Here is a 24,493-nt window from a genome sequence, read left to right as displayed (position 1 = left end):
CCAGACACAAGGACCGAAACAATGAACGCGCTCAAGAAGCTATTTGGCGGCAACACCCGCCAATTCGGCATGATCTTCGCCCTGGTTGCACTGATCGTCTTTTTCCAGATTTTCACCGAGGGCCGCACGCTCACCCCGGGCAACGTCATCAACCTCTTCAACGGCAACTCCTACATCCTGATCCTGGCCATCGGCATGGTGCTGGTCATCATCGCCGGCCACATCGACCTCTCCGTGGGTTCCGTGGCAGCATTCGTCGGCGTCACCGTGGCCCTGGCGATCCGTGACTGGGGCATCCCCTGGTACGCCGGCGTCCTCCTCGGCCTGGCCCTCGGGGCGCTGATCGGGGCGTGGCAAGGGTTCTGGACGGCCTATGTGGGCATACCCGCCTTCATCGTGACCCTCGCCGGCATGCTGCTCTTCCGCGGCTTCAACCAGTACGTCGGCAAGTCCAACACCATCCCCGTGCCTGCGGACTTCCAGACGATCGGTTCCGGCTACCTTCCTGAATTCGGGCCGAACACGGGGTACAACAACTGGACCCTGATCCTCGGCATCCTGGCTGTCGCATTCGTGATCTTCAGCGAAGTGCGTTCACGCCGCCGGGCCATTGCCCTCGGTGCTGAAGTCCCCGAAGCCTGGGTGATGATCCTCAAGCTGGTCCTGATCTGCGGCGCCATCCTCTACGCCACGTACCTGTTCGCCACCGGCCGCCCGGGCACGTCCTTCCCGATTCCCGGCCTGATCCTGGCAGCCCTCGTGATCATCTACGGCTTCATCTCCTCCAAGACCATCGTGGGCCGCCACATCTACGCCGTCGGCGGCAACCGCCACGCCGCTGAGCTCTCCGGGGTGCAGTCCAAGAAGGTCAACTTCCTGGTCATGATGAACATGTCCATCCTCGCCGGCCTGGCCGGCATGATCTTCGTGGGCCGCTCCACCGCCTCCGGCCCGTTCGACGGCGTCGGCTGGGAACTGGACGCCATCGCCGCCGTGTTCATCGGCGGCGCCGCAGTGACCGGCGGCGTGGGCACCGTGATCGGCTCGATCGTCGGAGGCCTGGTCATGGCCGTCCTGAACAACGGCCTGCAGCTCCTGGGCGTCGGCGCGGACCTCACGCAGATCATCAAGGGCCTCGTCCTCCTGATCGCCGTCGCCTTCGACGTCTACAACAAGACCCAGGGCAAGAAATCCATCATCGGCATGATGATGAAAAACTTCGGCGGCAAGAGCACCGAACTCCAGCCGGACGAGACGACAGCCACCAAGGACGTCATCCGCAAGGAAGCCTGAGCGCTTCCCCACGAATCTCCGCACACCATCTATAGAAAGTGAACCAAGCAATGCAAATGATTGGTAAAGCAGGAAAGGCAGCAGCAATCGCTGCTATTGCGGCACTGGCGCTGACAGCCTGCGGCCGCTCTGAAACCGGCACCACAGGCGGTGGCACGGGCGGCGGCGAGGCATTCCCCAAGAACTCCTCGATCGGCGTCGCGCTCCCCCAGAAGACCAGTGAAAACTGGGTGCTGGCCGAGAAGCTGTTCAACGACGGGCTGAACGGAGCCGGTTTCAAGGCTGACGTGCAGTTCGCCAACGGCGGCGTCTCCGAGCAGCAGAACCAGATCAGCGCGATGGTCACCAAGGGTGCAAAGGTCATCATCGTGGGTGCCATCGACGGCGCCCAGCTGGGCACCCAGCTCAAGCAGGCCAAGGACTCCGGCGCCACCATCATCGCCTACGACCGCCTGCTCCTGAACACCGACAACGTGGACTACTACGTGGCCTACGACAACTTCAAGGTCGGTGAGCTCCAGGGCCAGGCCCTGCTGGACGGCATGAAGGCCAAGAAGCCCTCCGGCCCGTACAACATCGAACTGTTCGCCGGTTCCCCGGACGACGCCAACGCCAAGGTCTTCTTCGACGGCGCCATGAGCGTCCTCAAGCCGAAGATCGACGACGGCACGCTCAAGGTTGTCTCCGGCCAGACCTCGTTCGAACAGGCTGTGACCCAGGGCTGGAAGGCTGAGAACGCCCAGCGCCGGGCAGACACCCTGCTGACCGGCAGCTACAACACCGCTTCCCTGGACGGCGTCCTGTCCCCGAACGACACCCTGGCACGTGCGGTGCTGACCTCCGTCAAGGCGGCCGGCAAGCCGCTTCCTGTCATCACCGGCCAGGACTCCGAGGTTGAGTCCGTCAAGTCCATCATGGCCGGCGAGCAGTACTCCACCATCAACAAGGACACCCGCAAGCTCGTTGAGCACGCGATCACCATGGTCAAGGACATCCAGGCCGGCAAGACGCCTGAGATCAACGATGACAAGTCCTACAACAACACGGTCAAGACCGTCCCGGCCTACCTGCTGGATCCGGTCATCGTGACCAAGGAGAACGTCAAGACCGCCTACGTGGACGATCCGGTACTCGGCCCGATCACCAAGTAGCCGATCTCCGGTAGTCGGCGCTGCGGCGCCTCCGACTGCAGTAAGAGCCCCGGCCTACCCGAGAGGGTGGGCCGGGGCTCTTGCGTTCCCGCAGGGACACCCGCCTTCACAGCGCAAACATAGCTTCGGCCCGTCCTCCGCACAGCCGCGCGCACCACTGTTGGATCAGCAGCCGGTCAGTCCGTCCGGCCAGAGATCCTAGGAGTACCGTGAGCGTCCTCGCCCGAAGTGTAGGCAATGCCTTCAGAAACAAGGTCCGAACCGGGGCCGTGGTGGCGGTTTTGGCCGTGGCGATCGGCCTGGCCCTGTCCATGCTGGTGGCCAACCAGGCGGTTGCCGCCAAAGTCACTGAACTGAACGCATCCGTGGGCACCGTCCTGACTGTCAATCCGGCGGGCGGCCAGGGCTTCGAAGGCGGTGGCGAGCCGCTCACCGCAGAGCAGGCCGCAACCGCGGCCGCTGTACCCAACGTGACCGGCGTCGTCGGCACCAAAGCGCTCCGGCTTCGGAACGCAACTGAAGCGGCTGCACAGGCCTCCGGAACCCAGGCGGCAGGTCCCGGCGGGGGCCAGGGCGGACCCGGCGGGCAGGCCACCACCACGCTGACCACCAGCCTCACGGCCGCCGTCGACGCCGGAACGCTCGGCGGCCGCAACCAGGCGGCAGATGGGACCACCGGCAGCACCGGTGCCACCCAGCCGGTCCGCAGTCTCCCGATCACCGCCACCGGAATCGGCGCCGAGGTGGACAGCACGGGCAAGGCCCTTGACATCACCGACGGCACCGGCCTGGGCGACTACACCGCGGAATCCAGCAATGCCCTCCTGGGCGCCACGCTCGCCGAAAAGAACGGCCTGTCGGTGGGCTCCACGTTCACCATCAATGACCAGACCTACACCGTTGCCGGCCTGTTCGACGCGGGCACCACGTTCGGCAACAACGCCTTGTACGTGACGCTTCCTTCCGCCCAGACACTGGCGGAACTTCCCGGCGAACTGTCCACGATGATCGTCACGGTGGACACCCTGGAAAACGTCGATGCGACGAAGACCGCCCTCCAGGACGCACTCGGCACCGACAAGGCCGACGTCACCCAGGGCCAGAACCTCGAAACCGCCGTCAGCTCGCTGGACAGCGTCAAGAACATCTCGTTCATCGCGTTCGTCGCGGCACTGGGAACGGCCGGCCTGATCATCCTGCTGATCATGGTGATGCTGGTCCGCGAGCGCCGTCGTGAAATCGGAGTGCTCAAGGCGATCGGCGCCCCCAACAGCACCATCGGGCTCCAGTTCGTCCTGGAGGCGCTGGTCCTGGTGGCGCTCGGCAGCGTGGTGGGTGCCGCCGTCGCCTCCTTCGCCAGCGGAGGCATCGCCTCCGCACTGATCAGCTCCAACACCAGTACGACGACGGCGGCAACCACGGGGCGCGGCATGCCCGGCGGGGCGGCCGGCTTCCCGGGCGGCGGCGCTGGTCTCCCCGTCGGCCAGAACGGGCCGTTCGGCGGAGCGTCCCAGCTCCTGACGAGCGTCACTGCGAGCGCCTCCCCCGGCGTGATCGCCGCCGGCATCGCCGCAGTGTTCGGCGTGGCCATCATCGGCGCGCTGGTCCCGGCACTCCTGACAGCCCGCATCCGTCCCATCGAAGTCCTCCGAGGAGAGTAGCCATGATCGAAGTCAAGAACCTCGTCCGCACCTTCAAGTCCGGCGACCGCACCATCAAACCCGTCAACGACGTCAGCTTTGAACTGGAACAGGGAACGCTCGCCTCCATCGTGGGCAAGAGCGGCAGCGGCAAGAGCACCCTGTTGTCCCTGCTGGGGGCTCTGGACAAGCCCACCAGCGGAGACGTCGTCGTCAACGGCGTCAGCCTGGCGAGCATGCCGGACGGCAAGCTGACGGAGTACCGGCGCCGCGACATCGGCTTCGTCTTCCAGCAGTTCAACCTGATTCCCAACCTGTCCGCCGTGGACAACGTGATGCTGCCGATGGAATTCGCCGGGGTCCGCAAAGCCGTACGGCTTGCCCGCGCCAAGGAACTGCTGGAGCAGGTGCAGTTGGATCCGGAGAAGCACGTGCGCCGCATCAACCGGCTGTCCGGCGGCGAGCAGCAGCGTGTTGCGATTGCCCGCGCCCTGGCCAATGAGCCCAAGCTGATCCTCGCCGACGAGCCCACGGGCAACCTTGACGAGCAGACCGGTGAACACATCTTCGAGCTCCTCAGCTCGCTGAGCCGCGACCACAACACCACCGTCCTGGTGGTCACGCACGACCGCCAGCTCGCCAACAAGACGGACCGCCGCTTCCGGCTCCAGCAGGGGCGCCTCACCGAGGAGCCCGCCCGCACGCGGGTGGCAGCGGCAGCCACCGCGTAGCTGGCCGGCCGACCAGGCGCAGGGGCTGAGGGGACGTGCAACGCTCTCTCAGCCCCTGCGGCCTTTAAGGCGACGCTCTCCCAGCCCCTGCGGCCTTTAAGGCGACGCTCTCTCAGTTCCTGCCGCTCTTACGCCGATCCTCTCGCACTTTTCGCGTGAAACATTCGGATGCTCTCTCAGCCGTTGCGCGGATTTCCCGAACGCTCTCTCAGCCGGGTGAGAGGATGGCACAATGAGTGCCCCCATTGCGAAGCCGTGGCTGTTCAGCCAGACCGACCAGGATCCCCGATCCGCTACAGGACGTACGCTGCGGTGGGGAGTGGTGGCCACCGGCGGCATTGCCCAGTCCGTGGTGCAGGACCTCGTCCACCTCGCCGATGCGGAACTCTACGCGGTCAGCTCCCGGAACCAGGCGACGGCGGATGCGTTCGCGGCCAAGTACGGTTTTGCCAAGGCATACGGTGAAGGTGACAGCGGGATCGGCTACCAGCGGCTGCTGGCGGACCCCGCGGTGGATGTTATCTACGTGGCTACTCCGCACGCCCATCACTATGAAGTCGCGCTGGCGGCACTTAGTGCCGGCAAGCACGTGCTCTGCGAAAAGGCCCTGACCATCAACGCGCGGGAGGCCGCCGAGCTCGTGGCCCTCGCACGTTCCCGGAAGCTTTTCCTGATGGAAGCCATGTGGAGCAGGTTCCTGCCCAGCATGCAGCGCGCCTTCGACATCGCGGCGTCCGGCGAACTCGGCACCATCCAGTGGGTGACCGCCGATCTCGGTTTCCCGGCGCCCTACTCCCCCTCCGCCCGCATCTGGGCCCTCAAGGACGGCGGCGGCGCACTCCTTGACCTGACCGTTTACCCTCTGTTGTGGGCGCTGGGAACGTTGGGCTTGCCCCAGTCCGTCAGTGCCACGGGCACTGTCAACGACGACGGCGTGGATTCCCAGAACGCGTTGACGCTCGGATACCACCACGGTGCGCAGGCCCAACTGACGTCGTCGCTCATGGCCTACGGCCCGCGAACAGCCACCGTCGCCGGGAACCTGGGGTATTTGCAGTCGGTAGGTTCCATCAATAACCCCAAGGAACTGCGGGTAAGAATCGGCATGGATGAACCGCGGGTTGAGCACTTCGACGTAGTGGGCCGCGGCTACACCTACGAGCTCCGCGAGGTCACGCGATGCATCCAGCAGGGTCTGACAGAGAGCCCGGTGATGCCGCTTGAGGATTCGCTGAACGTCATGAGGCTGTTCGACGGCGCGCGTGCGCAGCTCGGCGTGACCTACCCGAACGACGCACACTAAGCCGGTCGGCCGGCGTCGGAAAATAATCAATTCGCCGGACTATTGGCAAAAAAGTCTGGACTCCTGCTCTCGGTCGTGTTTAGGCTGTAGGCAATCGTCGAAATTTCGAGGAGCCGGGGGGTGCTGCGCATGGAACTTTTGTCATGGCGCGCGCTCCGGCCGTTGCTGCTTGCGGGCGCAGCAGCCACAGCTTGGCTGACACTGTCAGCCCCTGGAGCCAGCGCCGATGGAGCATCCGACCCTGGATCACTGTTGAGCGGCGTGAGCTCTTCAGTTTCTTCGGTCAGGGAGGCCGCTACCAGCCCCGTTGGGGACATCCTGGCCGGCGCGGCTTCATCCCCTACTCCGGTCGCAGCCCCGGCCGACGTCACGGTACTGCCCGCCGAGCCAAGCTCCACTGAACCTGCCGGACTTGTCCAGCCCCTCACCGGCGCCGTGGACCATGTGATTGCAGCTGTCCCGGTGGTGAACCAGATCGTCCCAACCGGCAGTGTAGGTGCCGTCACGGCACCGGTGATCGACGCAGCCGACGGCATTGTCGCCGGGATCGCCCAGGAAGTCCTGCCAGCGGCAGGCGATACCCTGCCCGTTCTTGAGCCCGTCGTGGAACCGGTCAGCAATCTGCTGGATGGCGTTGATTCGCTTCCGGACAACATCGCAGCGCCGGTCCTCACTGTGCCGGACGCCGCGGGTGCAGCAAGCAACACACCGGCTGTGGCATTGCCCCTTCTTGCGGACACTGAGCGAGCTGGCAGACCTGCGGCCGCCGACGTCACGGCAAAGGCAGTGGCGCCATTCTCGGCCGCTGTCTCAGGCACGCTGAGGCCTGCTCCGGCTCAGGCCGGAAGCCTCGAGTCACCCGGCCCCCATGGGGGAAGCCCGGGTCCATCCGAATTACCTGCTGTTCCGGGCTCCGGTTCGGGTAGCAGCCAGTCTTCAAGCGGCGGCGCAGGCGGCACAGCCTGGCTTTCGACTTTCCATCTTGACGTTCCGCTGACCGGCGTATTCCCCGTCAGCGGCCCCTTGCAGAACGCCCCTGCGCCGGTGTCTTTCGACCCCGGTTCATCTCCTGACTAGATAGGCCTTGCCTGCGCTTCTGCGCGGGAAAACGGCCATCCGGGCTGCCTTAAGGCGCCCCACCACAACTTTCAGGAGATTTCACCATGCATACAAATATGCGCAGGGGGCTGCTCAGCACCCTCTTTGCCGGAGGACTCATAGCCCTCGGCAGCACCGCTGCAAGCGCCGCGGACACAACAAGCGGGTCGGATGGTCTCACATCCGGCACTACCGCCACGGTCTCAGCGGCTGTAGCCGCGAACTCGTCGTTGGGCCTACTGGGTGACTCAACGCCGGAAAACAGCACGACTGACCTCAACGCCGCCGTCGACCTCAACCTGGGTACGGCAGACACGGGGACGGCAGGATCGGACACCACCACCGCCGACCTCGGCGCCCTTGTCGACGTCAACCTGGGTGCCGCTGACACGGGGACGGCAGGATCGGACACCACCACCGGCGACCTCGCCGCCCTTGTCGACGTCAACCTGGGTGCCGCTGACACGGGGACGGCAGGATCGGACACCACCACCGCCGACCTCGCCGCCCTTGTCGACGTCAACCTGGGTACGGCAGACACGGGCACCACCGACCTCGCCGCTCTCGTCGACATCAACCTGGGTGCAGCAGACACGGGCACGGCAGGGTCCGACACCACCACCGGCGACCTCGCCGCTCTCGTCGACGTCAACCTGGGTGCAGCAGACACGGGGACGGCAGGATCGGACACCACCACCGCCGACCTCGCCGCTCTCGTCGACGTCAACCTGGGTGCCGCTGACACGGGGACGGCAGGAACGGACACCACAACCGGCGACCTCGCCGCCGCCGTCGACGTCAACCTGGGTACGGCAGACACGGGGACGGCAGGAACGGACACCACCACCGCCGACCTCGCCGCCGCCGTCGACCTCAACCTGGGTGCCGCTGACACGGGCACGGCAGGAACGGACACCACCACCGCCGACCTCGCCGCCGCCGTCGACCTCAACCTGGGTGCCGCTGACACGGGGACGGCAGGATCGGACACCACCACCGCCGACCTCGCCGCCGCCGTCGACCTCAACCTGGGTGCCGCTGACACGGGCACGGCAGGAACGGACACCACCACCGCCGACCTCGCCGCCGCCGTCGACCTCAACCTGGGTACGGCTGACGCCGGCACGAATGCCGGAACCGACACCGCAATCGACCTCGGCGTCGGCGGTTCGAGCGACACCGGCACCAACACCGGAACCGACACGGGAATTGACCTCGGCGTGGATCTGGGTATTGGCGGCCCCGCAACCGGGGGCCCTACGACCGGCGTCCCGTCAACCGGCGGACCGTCGACTGAAGTCCCGTCAACCGGCGGACCCGCAACCGGAGTCATTACCCCGGGTGGTCCCGCCACCGGCACCATGCCGGGCGTCAGCGTCCCCGTTGTCACCAGCCCGGGCGGTGCCGCTGCCGGATACGGCTTGAACCCGTCGGCCGCATCGCAGGTTGCCACGAGTGCCAGTGCCGCGGCAGCCAGCAAGTCACCGGGGCTCGCCGCCACGGGGGCCAACCTTGAGGTGGTGATTGCAGCCCTTCTCCTCCTCGCCGGTGGCATGATCATCATGCTGGTGCTGGCACGGCGTAAGAAGGCTTAGGCCCGCTGGCGGAATAGGCCGGCCGGGGAAGCCGCTCAGGGCTTCCCCGGCCCCACCTCCATCCACCGCCAGATCCGATCCCGGAGGCTCAACTACCAAGCATCCTTATGAAAATGCATACCCGTCCCCGTATTATTCTTAGAGTGCGTTCTGAGGGAACGCTAAAAAGGATGGGGACATCGTGGAGAGTTCGCCCAGTGAAACGGCTGAGGTCCTGGACGGCCGATACCGTCTTGGCGAGGTCATCGGACGCGGCGGCATGGCATCGGTCTACACGGCCAGGGACGAGAACCTGGGCCGCGACGTGGCATTGAAGCTCTTTGCTCCGCAGTCGGCAGACGCGGACGAATTGAAGCGCCAGGAAGCTGAGATTCAACTGCTCGCCACCCTGAACCACCCCAGCCTGGTGACCTTGTTCGACGCCGGGATCGACTCGCGTGTCCCCGAAGAGCCCCGGCCGTTCCTCACCATGGAACTGATTGAGGGGCAGGACCTCCGGAGCAGGATCCGGCACAGCACAGTCCCGCTGGATGAAGTGGCGGTGATCGGAGCCGGAGTCGCCGACGCCCTGGCCTACGTCCACAACCTGGGCATCATCCACCGTGACATCAAGCCGGCCAACATCCTGCTGGTTCAGGTCCGCCCCGGCGAACCGTTGCGCCCCAAACTGACAGACTTCGGAATTGCCCGGATTGTCGACGGCACACGGCTGACGGCCACCGGGACCATGGTGGGGACCGCCGCATACCTGAGCCCCGAACAGGCACGGGGAGCCGATCTGGGTCCCGCCAGCGACATCTATTCCCTGGGCCTTGTGCTGCTCGAATGCATCAAGGGAGCAGTGGAATATCCGGGAAGCGCCATTGAATCGGCGGTGGCGCGCCTGCACCGCGCCCCGGAAATCCCCGCTGACGTTCCAGCGGAGTGGGCAAACCTCATCCGCTCCATGACTGCACTGGACCCCATGGACCGACCGACGGCGGCAGATCTTGAGACCGCCCTTCGGCAGGCCCTGGTCTCACCCGAGTCAGTGCCCGGAAGCGTGGCCGACGAGCCCACGCGCATTCTTCCTGCGCCGCCGTCGCGTCCTCCCCTGGTTGTCCCGGAAAGCATGCGGACAACCGAAGCGAGGTCCGGTGGCCGCACCACAGCTGAGCTGCGGCCCGGCGAAAGCGGCGAAAACGGTCCGCCGCGCACCGGCGTCGCCCAACGCCTCCGCTCTGCCAACCGCGGCAAGCTGGCAGCTGTCGCGGCTGCATTCGCGGTGCTCGCGGTAAGCGCCACAATCTTCCTGTCCGCCAACACTCCCACAACCCCGGAGCCTGTCCAGTACCCTGCGGTCACCGGCACCCTGGGAGAACACCTGGAACAACTGCAGAAGAGCGTGGAACCATGACGTCATTGCCAGTCAATCGCGGACGCTGGTCACCGCAGCGGTGGCGGGCGGTGGTCGCGGCCGCATTGTTGGCCGCTGCCCTCGCCGGCTGCAGCTCCACCGCCCCGGACCTCGATACGGATGCCGCTCAGAAACTCCAAGCCAAGGTGCTGACTGTTTCACAATCAGCCGCCGGCAACGATCATGCCGGCGCCCTCAAATCCCTCGACGAGCTGGTGGCGGAACTGGACGCCTCTGCCGCCGAGGGCAGCGTCTCGTTCAAGCGCCACCAGAGCATTACGAAGGCCATCGAGGCAGTGCGGGCGGACCTGACCGCCGCCATGGTCCAAGCGGAAGCGGACGCAGCGGCTGCAAAGGAGGCGGCGGCAGCAGCGAAGGCGGAAGCGGATGCCGCTGCTGCCAAAGCGGCCGCCGAGGAAGCCGCGAAGCAGGCCCCCGCTCCCGTGCTTCCCCCGGCCCAGGACAACTCAGGATCGGGAAACAAAGGCAAAGGCAAGAGCGACGACTGAATCCGGGTCATCGCCCCCGGATCCAGTCCGCCCCGGCCTCAGCCTTCCGTCAGGAGGTTGAGGCCGGGAAACGCTCCCAGGACCGGTGCGCTGCCAGCAGCTCCTGGATGCGCGACACCGCTCCGTCCGCACCTTCGCTCACGGCTACTCCGGGAGCATCCTGCGGAATGCTTGCAGCATCCACGACGGCGGCACCTCCGCCCCAGCCCCCGATCGCCTTTGCGTGGCGGAAACTCTCGGAAAGCAGCAGAATCACCCTCGGATCCAGGGATGCCCCGGGCTCGCCGGCCTTGGCGTCCAAGCCCTGCTCGGCGTCGGGGGCCGGGTCGGCCGAACCGGCAACCAGCACGGCGTCGAACTCTGTGGATCGCGCGGTGAGGTATGTCCTCTGAACCGGGATCCCGCCGTCGGCCTCCGCCCCCAAGTAGCCTCCGGACGGCGCGATGACCAGCGGCACGATTCCCGCGGCGTCCAACGCGGTGCGCGCGGCACGCACCGCATCCAGGTCGCTGCCCGCGTCGGCCACGATCCCCACCACGCGGCCCTTCACCGGCCAGGTACCGCCGATCTGGGACAGCGCTGGGCTAGGGTCCGTATCTGCCACGTCCACCGTAGCTGCCGGCGCCGGCATGCCGAGGCCGTTGGCAACGGCCGCACACAGCCTGCTATCGACATTGGCCAAGTTCTGAAGCTGGCGTTCCCGGATGGCTTCCTCGCGGCATTTGCCGAGCTCAAAAGTGTAAGCCTGGATCACGTGGTCCTGCTCCACCGGGCTCAGGCTGCGGAAGAAGAGCCGGACCTGGCTGAAGTGGTCATCGAACGACGCCGGGGACTTCCGTTCCTTGACCGCCGCCGCCAACTGCTCGGGAACGTCCACGAACGCACTGAGATCGGCCCCTGCGAGGAAGGGGCAGCCGCCGTCGAGCGAATTCGGGTGGTACGGTGCCGCTCCCCCGTGCACCGCCTGCTGGTGCATGCCGTCGCGGAGCATGTCGTTGACGGGCGCCTGCGGCCGGTTGATGGGGATCTGCCCGAAGTTGGGGCCACCCAGCCTGGAGATCTGGGTGTCGATGTAGGAGAAGAGCCGAACCTGCAGCAGCGGATCGTTAGTGACGTCGATGCCCGGCACCAGGTGCCCGGGGTGGAAAGCAACCTGCTCGGTTTCGGCGAAGTAGTTCACCGGGTTGGCATTGAGCGTCATCAGTCCGATGGGTTGCACCGGCGCGAGTTCTTCGGGGACGAACTTCGTGGGGTCCAGCAGGTCGATTCCCTCGAAGAATTCCTCTTCGGTGTCCGGGAACACCTGCACTCCCAGCTCCCATTCCGGGTAAGCCCCTGCCTCGATGGCGTCGGCAAGGTCACGCCGGTGGAAGTCCGGGTCCATGCCGTTGATGAGCTGGGCTTCCTCCCAGACAAGCGAGTGCACACCCTGCTTGGGCTTCCAGTGGAATTTGACCAGCACAGTGTCCCCCGCGGCGTTCACCAGGCGGAAGGTGTGGACACCGATTCCCTCCATGGTTCGGTAGGAGCGCGGCAGGGCACGGTCGGACATGTTCCACATGGTGTGTGCCTGCGCCTCGGTGTGCAGCGACACAAAATCCCAGAAGGTGTCGTGCGCGCTCTGGGCCTGCGGGATTTCGCGGTCCGGGTGCGGCTTGCCGGCGTGGATGATGTCCGGGAACTTGATGCCGTCCTGGATGAAAAAGACAGGGATGTTGTTGCCGACGAGGTCGAAAGTGCCCTCGTCGGTGTAGAACTTGGTCGCGAAACCACGGGTGTCACGGACGGTGTCGGCGGAGCCTCGGGATCCCAGGACCGTGGAGAACCGGACAAAGACGGGGGTTTCAACATCTTTGGCCAGGAAGCCCGCGCGGCTGATATTCGCCGCGGAGCCGTAGGCCCGGAAGGTGCCGTGGGCCCCCGCGCCGCGGGCATGCACTACACGTTCCGGGATGCGTTCGTGGTCGAAGTGGGTGATCTTTTCGCGCAGGTGGTGGTCCTGGAGCAGCACCGGACCGCGCCGTCCTGCCTTCAACGAATGGTCGGTGTCCTGGAGCCTGAGCCCCTGGGCCGTGGTGAGGTAGGCCCCTGACTGGGCCCGCGAATGGGCCGGGGCACCTGTGGGCGTTCCGGTGGGTGACACCGCTTCGGGTCCTTGCTGGTCCGCTTTGGGCGGCAGAGGTTCCCGCGGTTGCGTCGGCTCGGCAACACTGGGTGGCTCGCTCGATGTGGCGCCGGGAATGTGGACGTTGCTGTCTGCTGACATGGTTTTGTTCCCCTCTGATGTGCGGTCCTTAGCCGCTGGTGTCCGGTCCTTGGCCGCAGGCGGCCATCCGGCCAGAAACTAAGTCTGCTTAGTACTCTAGGGAAATTGGCGGTTGATCACAATGGACCTGCCGAACTTTCATCAGCAAACTTACTATTTGCCGGGAATCTCGCTAAGTTGGTTTAAGCGCGCCCACGAAGCCCGCAACGAGATCAGAACCGCGGGCCAGCGGCCCGCCAGCTGAAGGAGTGATGTACGCATGGCAACTGTCCAGGAATCCATCAACGTAAGCGTCCCGCTGAGCCAGGCCTACAACCAGTGGACCCAGTTCGAGGACTTTCCGCACTTCATGAGTGGCGTCGACTCCGTCCGGCAGCTCGATGACACCACAGTGCACTTCCAAACCAGCATCGCCGGTGTCAAGCGGGAATACGACGCCCGGATCACCGTCCAGCAGCCGGACCAGCGCGTCACCTGGGAAAGCCTCGACGAACCGCGCAACGCCGGAACAGTGTGGTTCGAAGCACTCAATCCGACCGAAACCAAGGTCAGTGTGGAACTCGCCTGGGAGCCTGACTCCGCCGTCGAGAAGGTGGGAGCCGCAGTCGGGCTCGATTCCCGCCAGGTGGCTTCGGACCTCAAACGCTTCAAGAAATTCATCGAGGAGCGCGAAGTGGAGACCGGTGCCTGGCGCGAGCGCGTGAGCGAGGGCGCTGCCACCACCGCCGTCCCCCTCGAAGAAGAAGTGGGGTACGACGCCGTTCCCACGGAGCGGCCCGTGAACACGGATCCGGACATGGCCACGGAGCCTCCGTTCGGCAAGCACGTCCAGCGCTAAGGCCAGCAGGCAACAGCCGCAGACAAAAACGCCCCGCCTCCCGTGATGGGAGGCGGGGCGTTTTGCGTGCGCGGGTCCGGCTACTTGGCCAGACCGGACAGTACTTCGGTGAACTTCGCGGAGGGACGCATCACGGAGGCGACCTTGGCGACGTCGGGGTGGTAGTAACCGCCGATGTCTACCGGGGAGCCCTGCACTGCGAGCAGCTCGGCAACGATGGTGTCCTCGTTGGCGGTCAGCGCCTCGGAAACAGCGGCGAAGTCGGCGGCCAGCTCGGCGTCGTCGGTCTGCTTGGCGAGCTCCTGCGCCCAGAACTTGGCGAGGTAGAAGTGGCTTCCGCGGTTGTCGAGTTCCCCGACGCTGCGGCGCGGGGACTTGTTCTCGAGCAGGAACGTGCCGGTGGCCCGGTCCAGGGTGTCCGCGAGAACCTGGGCGCGCTTGTTGCCCGTGGTGGTCGCGAGGTGCTCAAAGCTGACGGCGAGGGCCAGGAATTCACCCAGGCTGTCCCAGCGGAGGTGGTTTTCCTTCAGCAGCTGCTGGACGTGCTTCGGGGCGGACCCGCCGGCGCCGGTCTCGAAGAGGCCGCCACCGTTGATCAGCGGAACCACGGAGAGCATCTTGGCGCTGGTGCCCAGTTCCAGGATCGGGAAGAGGTCCGTGAGGTAGTCGCGGAGCACGTTGCCGGTCACCGAGATGGTGTCCTCGCCCTTGCGGATGCGCTCGAGCGTGAAGGCGGTGGCCTTGACCGGGGACATGATTTCGATCTGGAGGCCCTCGGTGTCGTGTTCCTTGAGGTATTCCTTGACCTTGGCGATCAGGTTGGCGTCGTGGGCGCGCTCTTCGTCCAGCCAGAACACGGCGGGGGTCTCGGAGGCGCGGGCGCGGGTGACGGCCAGCTTGACCCAGTCGCGGATCGGCACGTCCTTGGCCTGGCAGGCGCGCCAGATGTCGCCCGGTGCCACCTGGTGTTCAATCAGGACGGCGCCCTTGCTGTCCACGAGCTGGACCGTGCCGGCGGACTGGATCTCGAAGGTCTTGTCATGGCTGCCGTATTCTTCGGCGGCCTGGGCCATGAGTCCAACGTTCGGCACAGTGCCCATGGTGGTGGGATCGAAGGCGCCGTTGGCGCGGCAGTCGTCGATGACAACCTGGTAGATGCCGGCGTAGCTGCTGTCCGGGAGGACGGCGAGCGTGTCGGCTTCCTTGCCGTCCGGGCCCCACATGTGGCCGGAGGAGCGGATCATGGCGGGCATGGAGGCGTCCACGATGACGTCGGAAGGAACGTGCAGGTTGGTGATGCCCTTGTCCGAATCCACCATCGCCAGTGCGGGGCCTTCTTCGAGGCCCTTCTTGATGGCGGCCTGGACACCTTCGCGGACATCTTCCGGAAGTTCCTCGAGTCCGCCCAGGATGGATGCGAGTCCGTTGTTGGGGCTCAGTCCGGCGGCGGCGAGCTGTTCGCCGTACGTGTCGAACAGTTCGGCGAAGTAGGCCTTGACCACGTGGCCGAAGATGATGGGGTCCGAGACCTTCATCATGGTGGCCTTCAGGTGGGCGGAGAACAGCACGCCCTCTTCCTTGGCGCGGGCCACCTGGGCAGCCAGGAATTCATCCAGGGCGGCGGCACGCATCACGGTGCCGTCCAGCACTTCACCGGCCAGAACGGGGAACCCGCGCTTCAGGACCTTGACCGTGCCGTCTTCCTTGACCAGCTGGATCTTGAGGGTGTCATCGGCTTCGATGACCACGGACTTCTCGTTGGAGCGGAAGTCTTCGGCATCCATGGTGGCAACGTTGGTCTTCGACTCCGAAGTCCATGCCCCCATGGAGTGCGGGTTCTGGCGGGCATAGTTCTTCACCGACAGGGGCGCGCGGCGGTCCGAGTTGCCTTCGCGGAGGACCGGGTTAACGGCCGAACCCTTGATCTTGTCGTAACGCGAGCGGATGTCCGTCTCGGTGTCGGAGGACGGGTTGTCCGGGTAGTCCGGGAGGTCGTACCCCTGGGACTGGAGCTCGGCGATGGCCGCCTTCAGCTGGGGAATCGAGGCGCTGATATTGGGCAGCTTGATGATGTTGGCTTCCGGCTTCTTTGCCAGGTCACCCAGTTCGGCCAGGGCATCGCTGATCCGCTGCTCTTCGGTGAGGTAGTCACCGAACACGGAGATGATGCGGCCAGAGAGGGAGATGTCGCGGGTCTCCACTTCCACACCGGCAGTCGACGCGTAGGCCTCGATAATCGGCAAGAACGAGTAGGTGGCCAGCATGGGCGCTTCGTCAGTGTGGGTGTAAATAATCTTGGCCATTGGTTGGGCGTCTCCTGAAGGTATACATACATCTGGAACTCTGGCGTTATTTCAACATTCTTAACTTACCCGAGCAGGGCGCGTCGGCGCCCATCGGGGCGTCCAGCGACGCGTAGCATGCCCCCGGCCGCCGTAACTGTCCGAGTCGCGGAGAGACCAGGCCTTGGTCACATCACGCACAATACGAGACTCGTGTATCTATTTACAACAATTGTCACAGTGGGTAGGTTGATCTCCACCAGCGGCGGCCACCATCTGAGGCCGGCGCATCACGACTGGTTAGGACAACCATGACAAAATCGAAGACTCTGGCCACCAGCCTGCTGAGCCTGTCCGCCGCAGCACTGCTGGCTGTGTGTGCAGCCGGCGGCGCCAGTGCCGCGCCCGCCTCGCCGCAGGACGGCGGGCAGGTTGCCAGCCAGGCAGTGGATGCCACGAACGCCGCCAGCTATTGGACGGCCTAGCGCATGCGTGCGGCGGTGCCCGGCGATGTGCTGGCAAGCAAGGCTCTCCAGCGCGGCAACACCTCCCCTGCCGCGGCGGTGGAAAAGGGTTCAAGCACCAAGATCGCCGGCAAGGCAGGCAACGGCAAGCCCGCACCCCTTCACACCGACGAGAACCCGGTGTCCCACATTGGCAAAGTATTCTTCACCCTGGGCGGCAGCAACTATGTCTGCTCCGGTAACTCCGTGGCGTCCAACAACAAGAGCACCGTTTCCACAGCCGGCCACTGCCTCAATGAGGGCCCCGGCGCCTTCGCCACCAATTTCATCTTCGTCCCCGCCTACCTGGACGGTGCCGCGCCGTACGGCAAATGGGCAGCCAAGGCCCTGTACGCCCCCACCCAGTGGAGCTCGGCCGGCGACATGCAGTACGACACAGGCTTCGCCGTCGTCTCGCAGCTCAACGGCCAGAACCTGGCCGATGTTGTGGGCGCATCCGGCGTCCAGTTCAACGCCGCCCGCGGCCTGACCTACAAGGCCTTCGGCTACCCCGCCGCGGCCCCGTTCGACGGCTCCTCACTTGTCAGCTGCACCGGCCCCGCCGGCAACGATCCCTACAACCCGCAGTTCCAGTCCCAGGGCATCCCCTGCGACATGACCGGCGGGTCCTCGGGCGGTCCGTGGTTCATCGGCACCAGCTCGAGCGGTTACCAGAACTCCGTTAACAGCTACGGCTACGGCAGCCGGTCCGAGATCATGTACGGACCGTACTGGGGTTCCGTCATCCAGCAGGCGTACTCGAGTGCTTCCTCCGCGAACTGACAACGCGGGCCCCTCGGACGACGGCCCCTCGGACGACGGCGCCGCCGAGGACCGTCCGTCCGGTTACGGCGCCGTGAGCCGCAGCGACATCAGCCAGGCCCCGGAAGATATCATCGCGTACTGGACTCCGGAGCGGATGGCCGAAGCGACACCGCGGGAGGTCCGGCTTCCGGAACCTGCGGGGCGCACTGACGCCGAAGCTGATGCTGGAACTGGCGAGGACTAACTGAATTAACGACGACGGCGACCGTCCCCTTCGCGGGGGCGGTCGCCGTCGTACGTGGCGGGCAGGTCCTGGTGGACCCCAGGTCCTAGTGGAAGAAGTGGCGCGCGCCCGTGAAGTACATGGTGATGCCGGCGGCGTTGGCCGCGGCGATGACTTCGTCGTCCCGGACGGAGCCGCCGGGCTGGACCACGGCGCGGACGCCGGCGTCGATCAGGATCTGCAGGCCGTCGGCGAACGGGAAGAACGCGTCGGACGCAGCCACGGCACCGCGGGCACGCTGCGGGGCACCGCTGGAGTCGGCATTCGAAGCACCGCCGGCACCCTCAACCGCGGACTCCACGGTCACGCCGAGCGTGTTGGCGCGTTCCACGGCCAGCTTGCAGGAATCGAGCCGGTTGACCTGGCCCATGCCGATGCCGACGGCGGCACCGTGGTCGGCGAGCAGGATGGCGTTGGACTTGGCGGCGCGGCAGGCGGTCCAGGCGAACGCGAGGTCTGCCAGCGTTGCGTCGTCCGCGGCTTCCCCCGCTGCGAGGGTCCAGTTGGCGGGGTTGTCGCCTTCGGCGTCCACCTTGTCCGAGATCTGGACGAGCACGCCGCCGGAGACCTGGCGGATTTCGGCCGGATACCGGCCGTAGCCCTCAGGCAGGGACAGGAGGCGGATGTTCTTCTTCTTGGACAGGATCTCCACGGCTTCCGGCTCGAACCCGGGCGCGATGACCACTTCGGTGAAGATGCCGGCCACGGTCTGCGCCATGCCGGCAGTGACGGTGCGGTTGGCCGCGATGACGCCGCCGAATGCGGAGACGGGGTCGCAGGCGTGGGCCTTGGCATGGGCGTCGGCGATGGGGTCCGCTGCATCCGCGGAACCCACGGCCACGCCGCACGGGTTGGCGTGCTTGATGATGGCCACGGCGGGCTCGGCGAAGTCGAACGCGGCACGGAGGGCGGCGTCGGCGTCCACGAAGTTGTTGTAGCTCATGGCCTTGCCGTGGATCTGGTCCGCCTGGGCGATGCCGGCGGGAGCGGCCTTGTCCACGTAAAGGGCGGCCTGCTGGTGCGGGTTTTCGCCGTAGCGGAGGACCTCGGAGCGCTCCAGCGCCAGGCCGGCGTAGGCGGGCCAGTCGATCACGCCGTCGCCGTCCTCGTCGAGGAACTGGCTGGCGGTCCAGGTGGCCACAGCGTTGTCGTACGTGGCCGTGTGGGCGAAGGCCTTGGCGGCCAGGCGCTGGCGGGTCTTCAGGTCGAAGCCGCCTTCAGCGGCGGCGCGGACAACATCGCCGTAGAAGCCGGGGTCCGTGACGATCGTGACGGCGGCGTGGTTCTTCGCGGCGGAGCGCACCATGGCCGGGCCTCCGATGTCGATCTGCTCCACGACGTCGTCCTGCGCGGCGCCGGACTTGACGGTCTCCACGAACGGGTAAAGGTTCACCACCACGAGGTCGAACGCCTCGATCTCCATGCTGGCCAGCGTTTCCATGTGGGCGGGCACACGGCGGTCCGCCAGGATGCCGCCGTGGACGCGGGGGTGCAGCGTCTTGACTCGGCCGTCCAGCATCTCCGGGGAACCGGTGACTTCCTCAACTTCCTGGACCGGGATGCCAGCGGCTGCGATCTTCTTCGCGGTGGACCCGGTGGAGACGATCTTGACGCCTGCTTCGTGCAGGCCCTTCGCGAGCTCCTCCAGACCGGTCTTGTCGTAGACCGAGATCAGGGCTCGGCGGATGGGAACACGGTCTAGCTGCGTAAAGCTCACAAAGGTCTCCGTCTTATCTCGCGGATCAAAGCCGCGGTTGGTGGGGATGTGGCAAGTTTATCGCGTCCGCCGGGATGCCCTCCCTGCGAGCCGGAGTGTGAAGTCCGCCTGTGGGCTCCGCGCCGACCCCGCATGCAACGTAGAGTTTTCCCAGGAGGCCGAGATGAATACTTACACCACTGTGCCCAGCGGCGAACAGGTGGTCCAGGAACTGCCGTGGCGCTGGAAGGTTCAGGGCCGGATCTTCCTGATCGGCGGCCTGGGGTTTATGTTCGATGCCTGGGATGTGACGCTCAACGGGATCCTGATTCCGTTGCTGTCCACGCACTGGGCGCTGTCGCCCGGCGAGGTTGCGTGGGTGGGCACGTCCAACCTGATCGGCATGGCGCTCGGAGCCTTTGTGTGGGGCACCATCGCGGACACCATCGGCCGCAAGAAAGCTTTCACGGCCACGTTGCTGATCTTCTCCCTCTTCACGGTGCTGGGTGCGTTCTCCCCCGATTTCCTCTGGTTCTGCGTGTTCCGGTTCATGGCGGGCTTCGGCCTGGGCGGGTGCATCCCGGTGGACTATGCCCTGGTGGGCGAGTTCACTCCGCGGAAGCAACGCGGCAAGGTCCTCACCGCCATGGACGGCTGGTGGCCGGTGGGTGCTGCCCTTGCCGGGTTCGTCTCGGCAGGGCTGGTGGCCGCTTTCGGCGACTGGCGGCTGACGATGCTGGTGATGGTGCTTCCGGCCCTGCTGGTGTTCTGGGTGCGGCGCAGCGTGCCGGAATCGCCGCTGTTCCTGATCCGCAAGGGCCGCCGCGACGAGGCCGCCAAAGTGATCGACGACCTGGTCAAGGCCACCGGCGCCGAGCCGCGCGCGTACAGCCTCCCGGATGCGCAGGATGCCCCCCGGCTCTCCGCCGGCAGTGCCTGGGTCCAGCTGGTCCGCGTCTGGCGCTTCAACTGGAAGATCACGGCGGCTGCCTGGTCCCTGTTCTTCAGCATCCTGCTGGTGTACTACCTGTCGCTGACGTGGATGCCGCGGATCCTGATCGGCGCGGGCTTCCAGGACTACAAGGCCTTCCTCACGACGGCGTCCATGGCCGCCGTCGGGCTTCTCGGCGTGGTGGTGGCCGCTGTGCTGGTGGAGCGGGTGGGCCGCAAGTGGATCCTGGCGATCACCGGCCCGCTGTCCGCACTGACCCTGGTGATCGTGGCGTTTGTGGTGGACATCCCGTCGGCCGCGGTGTTCTGGCTGCTGGTGTTCGGCTTCATCGTCCAGGTGGCCATCCCGGTGCTCTACACGTACGTCTCCGAGCTGTACCCCACGGACCTGCGCGGCACCGGCTTCGGCTGGGCGTCCACGTTCTCGCGGCTCGGTGCAGGCTTCGGCCCCCTGGTTTTCGCCTCGGTCCTGTGGCCGCAGCTGGGCCTGGCGACGTCTTTCGCACTGGCCGGCGGGCTGGTGCTGCTGTCCGTGCTGTGGATGGCGTTCTTCTCGCCCGAGACGAAGCAGCGCACCCTGACGTAGGCCCCCTCCCCTCCCCTCCCCCAACTGACTCGCATTTAACGTCGCGAAACGAGCTTTTCACGACGTTAACTGCCAGTCACTTGGGCAACCAGCCGCGGCTGACGAGTGCCGCGCGGACCTTCGCCACCGCCAGCCGGGCATCATTCACCATGTGCCGCTTGGAGATCCGGACCAGCTCCCACCCTGCGCGGCTGAAATCCTCCTCGCGGGCGATGTCCCGGATGATCTGCGCCGCCTCGGAATGGCCCTCGCCTTCGTACTCCACCGCCACGCGGTGCTCCGGATAGGCCAGGTCCGGTTGACGCACGACGCCGGGGCTCAGCTCCGTGGGTACGTTCAGTTGCGGTTCGGGCAGGCCGGCGTTCTCCAGTGCCAGCCGCAGCCGCGTTTCCGGTGCGGAGTCTGCACCGACGCGCGCCTGCTCCAGGGCCAGCCGGGCTTTTCGAATGCCGGGGGTTCCTTTGTGCCGGTCCAACATGTCCGCCAGTTCCTCCAGCGTGGCGTGCGGCTCCGTCCTGCCCTCGAGTTCGGGCCGCGGAAGCCTCAGCAGGTGGTCTGCCACGACCGTGAGCTCGTTGATACTCATCTTCCGCGAGCAGTCCAGCCAGGTCCGTGCACGGCTAGTGATCAACAGCCCACCGTGGCTGACCACCTCGTCCGAAAAAAACTGCCCGACATGTCCCACTACGCCTCGGCGACGCGGGATAGCCATGACGTCAGGCCGCGAGATGTGTATATGTTCATCATCCTGGTTTGGAAGAAACCCCGGAAAGTTCCACAGCGCAAAAGCGGTGGCGTGCGAAGCTGCCGAGAACGGGGTGACTATCGTGTACGGCCTGACCACGTTGAGTCGGTCCAGCGGCGCGTCGGTGCTCGGGATACGGACGCCGCGGCTGGGCACGTGCAGCCCGCGGAACCTAAGACGCCCGGGACTCACCCCGGCGTCGGCCGCTTCACGGACAGTGAAGGGTGCTCCGCCCAGCGCTGCGGGCAGAGGGCTCGGATCTCGCATTCCTCATGATTTCAAATCCCGGGCGGGCGCCCGGAAGTTATCCACAGATCTGCATGCGTTCACCCAACTGACTCGCAGTTAACGTCCTCAAAACCGCGTTTCGCGACGTTAACTGCTACCTAGTTGGGTAGGAATCAGGCGGCGGCGAGCTGCGCCAGGGTCGAGACCAGGAGCCTGCGCTCCACCACCTTGATGCGTTCGTGCAGGGACTCCTCGGTGTCGGACTCCTCGATGGCCACGACTTCCTGGGCGATAATGGGGCCGGTATCCACGCCGGCGTCGGCCCAGTGAACGGTGCAGCCGGTGACCTTCACGCCGTAGGCCATGGCATCGCGGACGCCGTGGGCACCGGGGAAGGCCGGCAGCAGGGCGGGGTGCGTGTTGAGGTATTTTCCGTCGAACGCGTCGATGAACTCCGGGCTCACAATGCGCATAAAGCCTGAGGACACCACCACATCCGGCTGGTATGCGGCCACAGCTTCGGTCAGTGCAGCGTTCCAGTCGGCACGGTCGGCGTAGGCCTTGAAGTCCACCACGAACGTCGGGATTCCGGCAGCCGCCGAACGTTCCACTCCGTAGGTCCCCGGCCGGTCGGCACCGACGGCGGCGATTTCCACGTCCAGCTCGCCCGCCTTGACGGCGTCGATGACAGCCTGGAGGTTGGAACCGGTACCGGACACGAGGACAACGATGCGCATGGCTCTAGCTTATGGGGCTGCTCGCGTAGGCTGGAAAACATGAACCCCCCGAAGGACTCCGCACGTCCCCAGCCGGCCAAGCAACCCCTCAGCGAGGCCGCGAAGACGTCACTGCTGAAGACGCACAACCTGTTCCGCGCCTTTATCGTTGCCGTCCTGGGGGCGTTCTTCGTCTACCAGCTGGACATCACCCATCTGTGGCTGAGCTCCATCCTGACGGCCGTGAGCATCGTGCTCGGCATCATGGTGCTTGTCAGGGCCGTCAAGCTGAAGGAATCCAAGCTGGTGCTCTTCGGGACGATTTCGGGATTGGTGGTCTCAGCGGTGATGGTGCTTCTGATCCTGGTCGCCGCGGTGTTCTTCAATCAGGTCCGGGATTTCCAGCAGTGCTCCCGCACGGCGCTCACCCAGCAGGCCATGACCCAGTGCCAGACTCAGCTGGAAAAGTCCCTCCCCGCCCAGCTCCGCTAGTCCGGACAGCTCCGCCGACCCGCTGTCTGGTCAAAAGCCGTCTGGTCAACAGAAATAACGCCCGACGGCGGGACCTCCTACGGCTTGGCCGCGTCCAGGTCCGCTTCGCGCAGCTTCTGCTGGCGTTCCAGCCACGGGCCGGCCGCGTAACCAATGACGACGCCGATTGCCACTTCCGCGGCTACCCACAGCGAGGTGCTCAACGGATCCGGTCCGATGTCCGTGAGGCGGCCGATCCCGGCCGATCCCCGCGCCATCCAGGCCAGCCCTCCGGCCATCAGGCCGGCCGCCACACCGATGATGGCGCCGAGGACGAGTGTTGAGGCCGACGCCGTAAACCAGCGGGCACGGACCTTGATGGACAGCCATTCGTCAAAGTGGTTTTCGCCCTCGCGAAGGAACCACCAGCCAGCCAGCGCACCGGCCAGGACCGGAACCACCAGCGCTACGAAGGCGTAGTCCAGCGGGCCGGCGGGCAGGGCGGCGAACACCGGAATGGACGGCAGCGGGCCAACAGCGGTTCCCAGCGGACCGGCCTGCGAGCCCACGCCCAGGGCGAAGCCGGAGCCGGACGTCCAGGCGAGCGCAAAAACAGCCAGGTTGGGCAGGAAGCCGAGCTGCGCGATAGTGAGGACGGCACCGCCCATGGCGCCGGCGTCGAGCCCTTCATACACGGCGATCACCAGGTCCCAGTGAATCAGGAGGTCCACCGCGAGCAGCGCCGCGGACATGGAGAAGGCTGCCATCAGGGCCACGAAGCCGGCTTTGATGGCGGAGCCCAGGTAGGAGCCGGCCCAGCGGGAATGCTGGCTGGTCCGGGCAATCCAGTCCACGGCGTCGACGCCGATGAGCCGGCTCCACGATCCGGCTTCGCGGCGGGCACCCACCACCATCCCCAGGCCGAACGGCACCAGCGGCATCAGCCCGGCAAACCACAGGAAAATGGCGACGTCGTCCGTCCGGCACACGAATCCCGTAGCCATGCCGAACCCGGCATACACCAGCCAGGAACCGAGGAGCGCCTGCCAGAGCTGGTCCGTGTACGAGGCCCGGGCCAAGCGCCGGCCCGCCCGCCACGCTAGCAGGAACGGGATGAGCGTGAGGCCCAGCGGAATCAGCGACAGCGTGCCGGACTCGGGTTGCGCCGCAGCCTCCCCGGCCACCGTTGTCAGGTGCAGCGGCACACCGTGGATCAGCAGCCACGCTTGGCCGCCGAGCCGGGCGAGGGCGTCGAAGTTGTTGTTCTGGAACCCCGCAGTGGCCCAGACGGCGACAATGGGCGCCAGCACCACCAGCGCGGAAATGACCGCCGCCTGCGCCGACTCGAGCGCTCCCTGCAGCCACAAGGGCATGGGAATGCCACGGTCTCCGGTCTGATCAGCGCGCAGTTTCATCGTGTTCCATGGTGTCACGGGAGGGACCCCGG

At 66.0% G+C, this 24,493-nt stretch carries 19 protein-coding genes and 1 pseudogene; 14 read left to right on the top strand and 6 right to left on the bottom strand.

Going from position 1 to position 24,493, the window contains the following annotated elements; translation table 11 throughout:
* Nucleotides 1-21 precede the first annotated feature (21 nt).
* The 9 genes from mmsB to RW112_RS15770 all read left to right on the top strand — a co-directional run bounded on the left by mmsB (nucleotide 22) and on the right by RW112_RS15770 (nucleotide 10,716).
* Nucleotides 22-1,293 (top strand): multiple monosaccharide ABC transporter permease, encoded by a 1,272-nt coding sequence (gene mmsB, locus RW112_RS15810; protein WP_317782698.1) that lies wholly within the window; start codon nucleotides 22-24, stop codon nucleotides 1,291-1,293.
* A gap of 50 nt (nucleotides 1,294-1,343) precedes the next feature.
* Nucleotides 1,344-2,444 (top strand): sugar-binding protein, encoded by a 1,101-nt coding sequence (locus RW112_RS15805; RefSeq protein ID WP_317782697.1) that lies wholly within the window; start codon nucleotides 1,344-1,346, stop codon nucleotides 2,442-2,444.
* A 209-nt stretch (nucleotides 2,445-2,653) separates the two neighbouring features.
* Nucleotides 2,654-4,105 carry an ABC transporter permease gene (locus RW112_RS15800; protein ID WP_317782696.1) on the top strand — a complete coding sequence of 484 codons (1,452 nt, stop codon included), beginning with the start codon at nucleotides 2,654-2,656 and terminating at the stop codon, nucleotides 4,103-4,105.
* 2 nt (nucleotides 4,106-4,107) lie between these two features.
* Complete coding sequence (locus tag RW112_RS15795; protein WP_317782695.1) at nucleotides 4,108-4,815, top strand: ABC transporter ATP-binding protein; 708 nt, start codon at nucleotides 4,108-4,110, stop codon at nucleotides 4,813-4,815.
* A gap of 232 nt (nucleotides 4,816-5,047) precedes the next feature.
* Nucleotides 5,048-6,118 carry a Gfo/Idh/MocA family oxidoreductase gene (locus tag RW112_RS15790; RefSeq protein ID WP_317782694.1) on the top strand — a complete coding sequence of 357 codons (1,071 nt, stop codon included), beginning with the start codon at nucleotides 5,048-5,050 and terminating at the stop codon, nucleotides 6,116-6,118.
* 261 nt (nucleotides 6,119-6,379) lie between these two features.
* Nucleotides 6,380-7,195 (top strand): hypothetical protein, encoded by an 816-nt coding sequence (locus RW112_RS15785; protein ID WP_317782693.1) that lies wholly within the window; start codon nucleotides 6,380-6,382, stop codon nucleotides 7,193-7,195.
* A gap of 86 nt (nucleotides 7,196-7,281) precedes the next feature.
* Nucleotides 7,282-8,811: a hypothetical protein gene (locus tag RW112_RS15780; protein ID WP_317782692.1), complete on the top strand. Its 1,530-nt coding sequence runs from the start codon at nucleotides 7,282-7,284 to the stop codon at nucleotides 8,809-8,811.
* Nucleotides 8,812-8,989: 178 nt separating this feature from the next.
* The gene (locus RW112_RS15775; RefSeq protein WP_411709930.1) at nucleotides 8,990-10,207 is read left to right on the top strand and encodes a serine/threonine-protein kinase; all 1,218 of its coding nucleotides are present in this window, start codon (nucleotides 8,990-8,992) and stop codon (nucleotides 10,205-10,207) included.
* Nucleotides 10,204-10,716, top strand: a complete 513-nt coding sequence (locus RW112_RS15770; RefSeq protein WP_317782690.1) for a mucin-associated surface protein — start codon at nucleotides 10,204-10,206, stop codon at nucleotides 10,714-10,716. The genes RW112_RS15775 and RW112_RS15770 overlap by 4 nt, the downstream gene beginning before the upstream one ends.
* Nucleotides 10,717-10,765: 49 nt before the next feature.
* Here RW112_RS15770 and RW112_RS15765 read toward each other — a convergent pair whose 3' ends face one another.
* The gene (locus tag RW112_RS15765) at nucleotides 10,766-12,982 is read right to left on the bottom strand and encodes a catalase (RefSeq protein ID WP_317782689.1); all 2,217 of its coding nucleotides are present in this window, start codon (nucleotides 12,980-12,982) and stop codon (nucleotides 10,766-10,768) included.
* Nucleotides 12,983-13,241: 259 nt separating this feature from the next.
* Between RW112_RS15765 and RW112_RS15760 the strand changes: the two genes are divergently transcribed.
* Complete coding sequence (locus RW112_RS15760) at nucleotides 13,242-13,820, top strand: SRPBCC family protein (protein ID WP_317782688.1); 579 nt, start codon at nucleotides 13,242-13,244, stop codon at nucleotides 13,818-13,820.
* 80 nt (nucleotides 13,821-13,900) lie between these two features.
* On the opposite strand, the gene RW112_RS15755 is transcribed toward RW112_RS15760, so the two are convergent.
* Entirely contained in the window at nucleotides 13,901-16,123 is a 2,223-nt protein-coding gene (locus RW112_RS15755) for an NADP-dependent isocitrate dehydrogenase (protein ID WP_317782687.1), read from the bottom strand.
* A gap of 290 nt (nucleotides 16,124-16,413) precedes the next feature.
* Between RW112_RS15755 and RW112_RS15750 the strand changes: the two are divergent.
* Together RW112_RS15750 and RW112_RS15745 are read left to right on the top strand one after the other, a co-directional pair.
* Nucleotides 16,414-17,388 (top strand): annotated as a pseudogene (locus tag RW112_RS15750) (trypsin-like serine peptidase).
* On the top strand, nucleotides 17,369-17,614 hold the full coding sequence (locus RW112_RS15745) for a hypothetical protein (protein ID WP_317782686.1): 246 nt from the start codon (nucleotides 17,369-17,371) through the stop codon (nucleotides 17,612-17,614). The pseudogene RW112_RS15750 and the gene RW112_RS15745 overlap by 20 nt, the downstream one beginning before the upstream one ends.
* Before the next feature lie 85 nt (nucleotides 17,615-17,699).
* On the opposite strand, the gene purH is transcribed toward RW112_RS15745, so the two are convergent.
* The gene (gene purH / locus RW112_RS15740; RefSeq protein ID WP_305940104.1) at nucleotides 17,700-19,370 is read right to left on the bottom strand and encodes a bifunctional phosphoribosylaminoimidazolecarboxamide formyltransferase/IMP cyclohydrolase; all 1,671 of its coding nucleotides are present in this window, start codon (nucleotides 19,368-19,370) and stop codon (nucleotides 17,700-17,702) included.
* A 163-nt stretch (nucleotides 19,371-19,533) separates the two neighbouring features.
* Here purH and RW112_RS15735 point away from each other — a divergent pair, with 163 nt between their 5' ends.
* On the top strand, nucleotides 19,534-20,886 hold the full coding sequence (locus RW112_RS15735) for an MFS transporter (RefSeq protein WP_317782685.1): 1,353 nt from the start codon (nucleotides 19,534-19,536) through the stop codon (nucleotides 20,884-20,886).
* 76 nt (nucleotides 20,887-20,962) lie between these two features.
* On the opposite strand, the gene RW112_RS15730 is transcribed toward RW112_RS15735, so the two are convergent.
* Together RW112_RS15730 and purN are read right to left on the bottom strand one after the other, a co-directional pair.
* Nucleotides 20,963-21,517 (bottom strand): hypothetical protein, encoded by a 555-nt coding sequence (locus RW112_RS15730; protein ID WP_317782684.1) that lies wholly within the window; start codon nucleotides 21,515-21,517, stop codon nucleotides 20,963-20,965.
* Nucleotides 21,518-22,032: 515 nt separating this feature from the next.
* Nucleotides 22,033-22,596 carry a phosphoribosylglycinamide formyltransferase gene (purN, locus tag RW112_RS15725; RefSeq protein WP_317782683.1) on the bottom strand — a complete coding sequence of 188 codons (564 nt, stop codon included), beginning with the start codon at nucleotides 22,594-22,596 and terminating at the stop codon, nucleotides 22,033-22,035.
* A gap of 39 nt (nucleotides 22,597-22,635) precedes the next feature.
* On the opposite strand from purN, the gene RW112_RS15720 reads away from it, so the two are divergent.
* Nucleotides 22,636-23,067 (top strand): hypothetical protein, encoded by a 432-nt coding sequence (locus RW112_RS15720; protein WP_305940100.1) that lies wholly within the window; start codon nucleotides 22,636-22,638, stop codon nucleotides 23,065-23,067.
* 77 nt (nucleotides 23,068-23,144) lie between these two features.
* Here RW112_RS15720 and RW112_RS15715 read toward each other — a convergent pair whose 3' ends face one another.
* The gene (locus tag RW112_RS15715) at nucleotides 23,145-24,461 is read right to left on the bottom strand and encodes a DUF6350 family protein (protein ID WP_317782682.1); all 1,317 of its coding nucleotides are present in this window, start codon (nucleotides 24,459-24,461) and stop codon (nucleotides 23,145-23,147) included.
* Between the last annotated feature and the right edge of the window lie 32 nt (nucleotides 24,462-24,493).

The organism is Arthrobacter sp. B10-11 (genome assembly GCF_033142195.1).
GTDB lineage: Bacteria > Actinomycetota > Actinomycetes > Actinomycetales > Micrococcaceae > Arthrobacter > Arthrobacter oryzae_C.
Note: the sequence above shows the minus strand (reverse complement) of the source record. Positions and strands in the feature narration are given on the sequence as shown.

What these genes read in the sequence shown, in the direction of transcription:
- RW112_RS15715 (WP_317782682.1), bottom strand. Translation starts at nt 24,461, where the DNA reads ATGAAACTGCGCGCTGATCAGACCGGAGACCGTGGCATTCCCATGCCC.
- RW112_RS15735 (WP_317782685.1), top strand. Translation starts at nt 19,534, where the DNA reads ATGAATACTTACACCACTGTGCCCAGCGGCGAACAGGTGGTCCAGGAA.
- RW112_RS15760 (WP_317782688.1), top strand. Translation starts at nt 13,242, where the DNA reads ATGGCAACTGTCCAGGAATCCATCAACGTAAGCGTCCCGCTGAGCCAG.
- RW112_RS15755 (WP_317782687.1), bottom strand. Translation starts at nt 16,123, where the DNA reads ATGGCCAAGATTATTTACACCCACACTGACGAAGCGCCCATGCTGGCC.
- RW112_RS15805 (WP_317782697.1), top strand. Translation starts at nt 1,344, where the DNA reads ATGCAAATGATTGGTAAAGCAGGAAAGGCAGCAGCAATCGCTGCTATT.
- RW112_RS15790 (WP_317782694.1), top strand. Translation starts at nt 5,048, where the DNA reads ATGAGTGCCCCCATTGCGAAGCCGTGGCTGTTCAGCCAGACCGACCAG.
- RW112_RS15720 (WP_305940100.1), top strand. Translation starts at nt 22,636, where the DNA reads ATGAACCCCCCGAAGGACTCCGCACGTCCCCAGCCGGCCAAGCAACCC.
- RW112_RS15765 (WP_317782689.1), bottom strand. Translation starts at nt 12,982, where the DNA reads ATGTCAGCAGACAGCAACGTCCACATTCCCGGCGCCACATCGAGCGAG.
- purN (WP_317782683.1), bottom strand. Translation starts at nt 22,596, where the DNA reads ATGCGCATCGTTGTCCTCGTGTCCGGTACCGGTTCCAACCTCCAGGCT.
- RW112_RS15780 (WP_317782692.1), top strand. Translation starts at nt 7,282, where the DNA reads ATGCATACAAATATGCGCAGGGGGCTGCTCAGCACCCTCTTTGCCGGA.
- mmsB (WP_317782698.1), top strand. Translation starts at nt 22, where the DNA reads ATGAACGCGCTCAAGAAGCTATTTGGCGGCAACACCCGCCAATTCGGC.
- RW112_RS15770 (WP_317782690.1), top strand. Translation starts at nt 10,204, where the DNA reads ATGACGTCATTGCCAGTCAATCGCGGACGCTGGTCACCGCAGCGGTGG.
- RW112_RS15795 (WP_317782695.1), top strand. Translation starts at nt 4,108, where the DNA reads ATGATCGAAGTCAAGAACCTCGTCCGCACCTTCAAGTCCGGCGACCGC.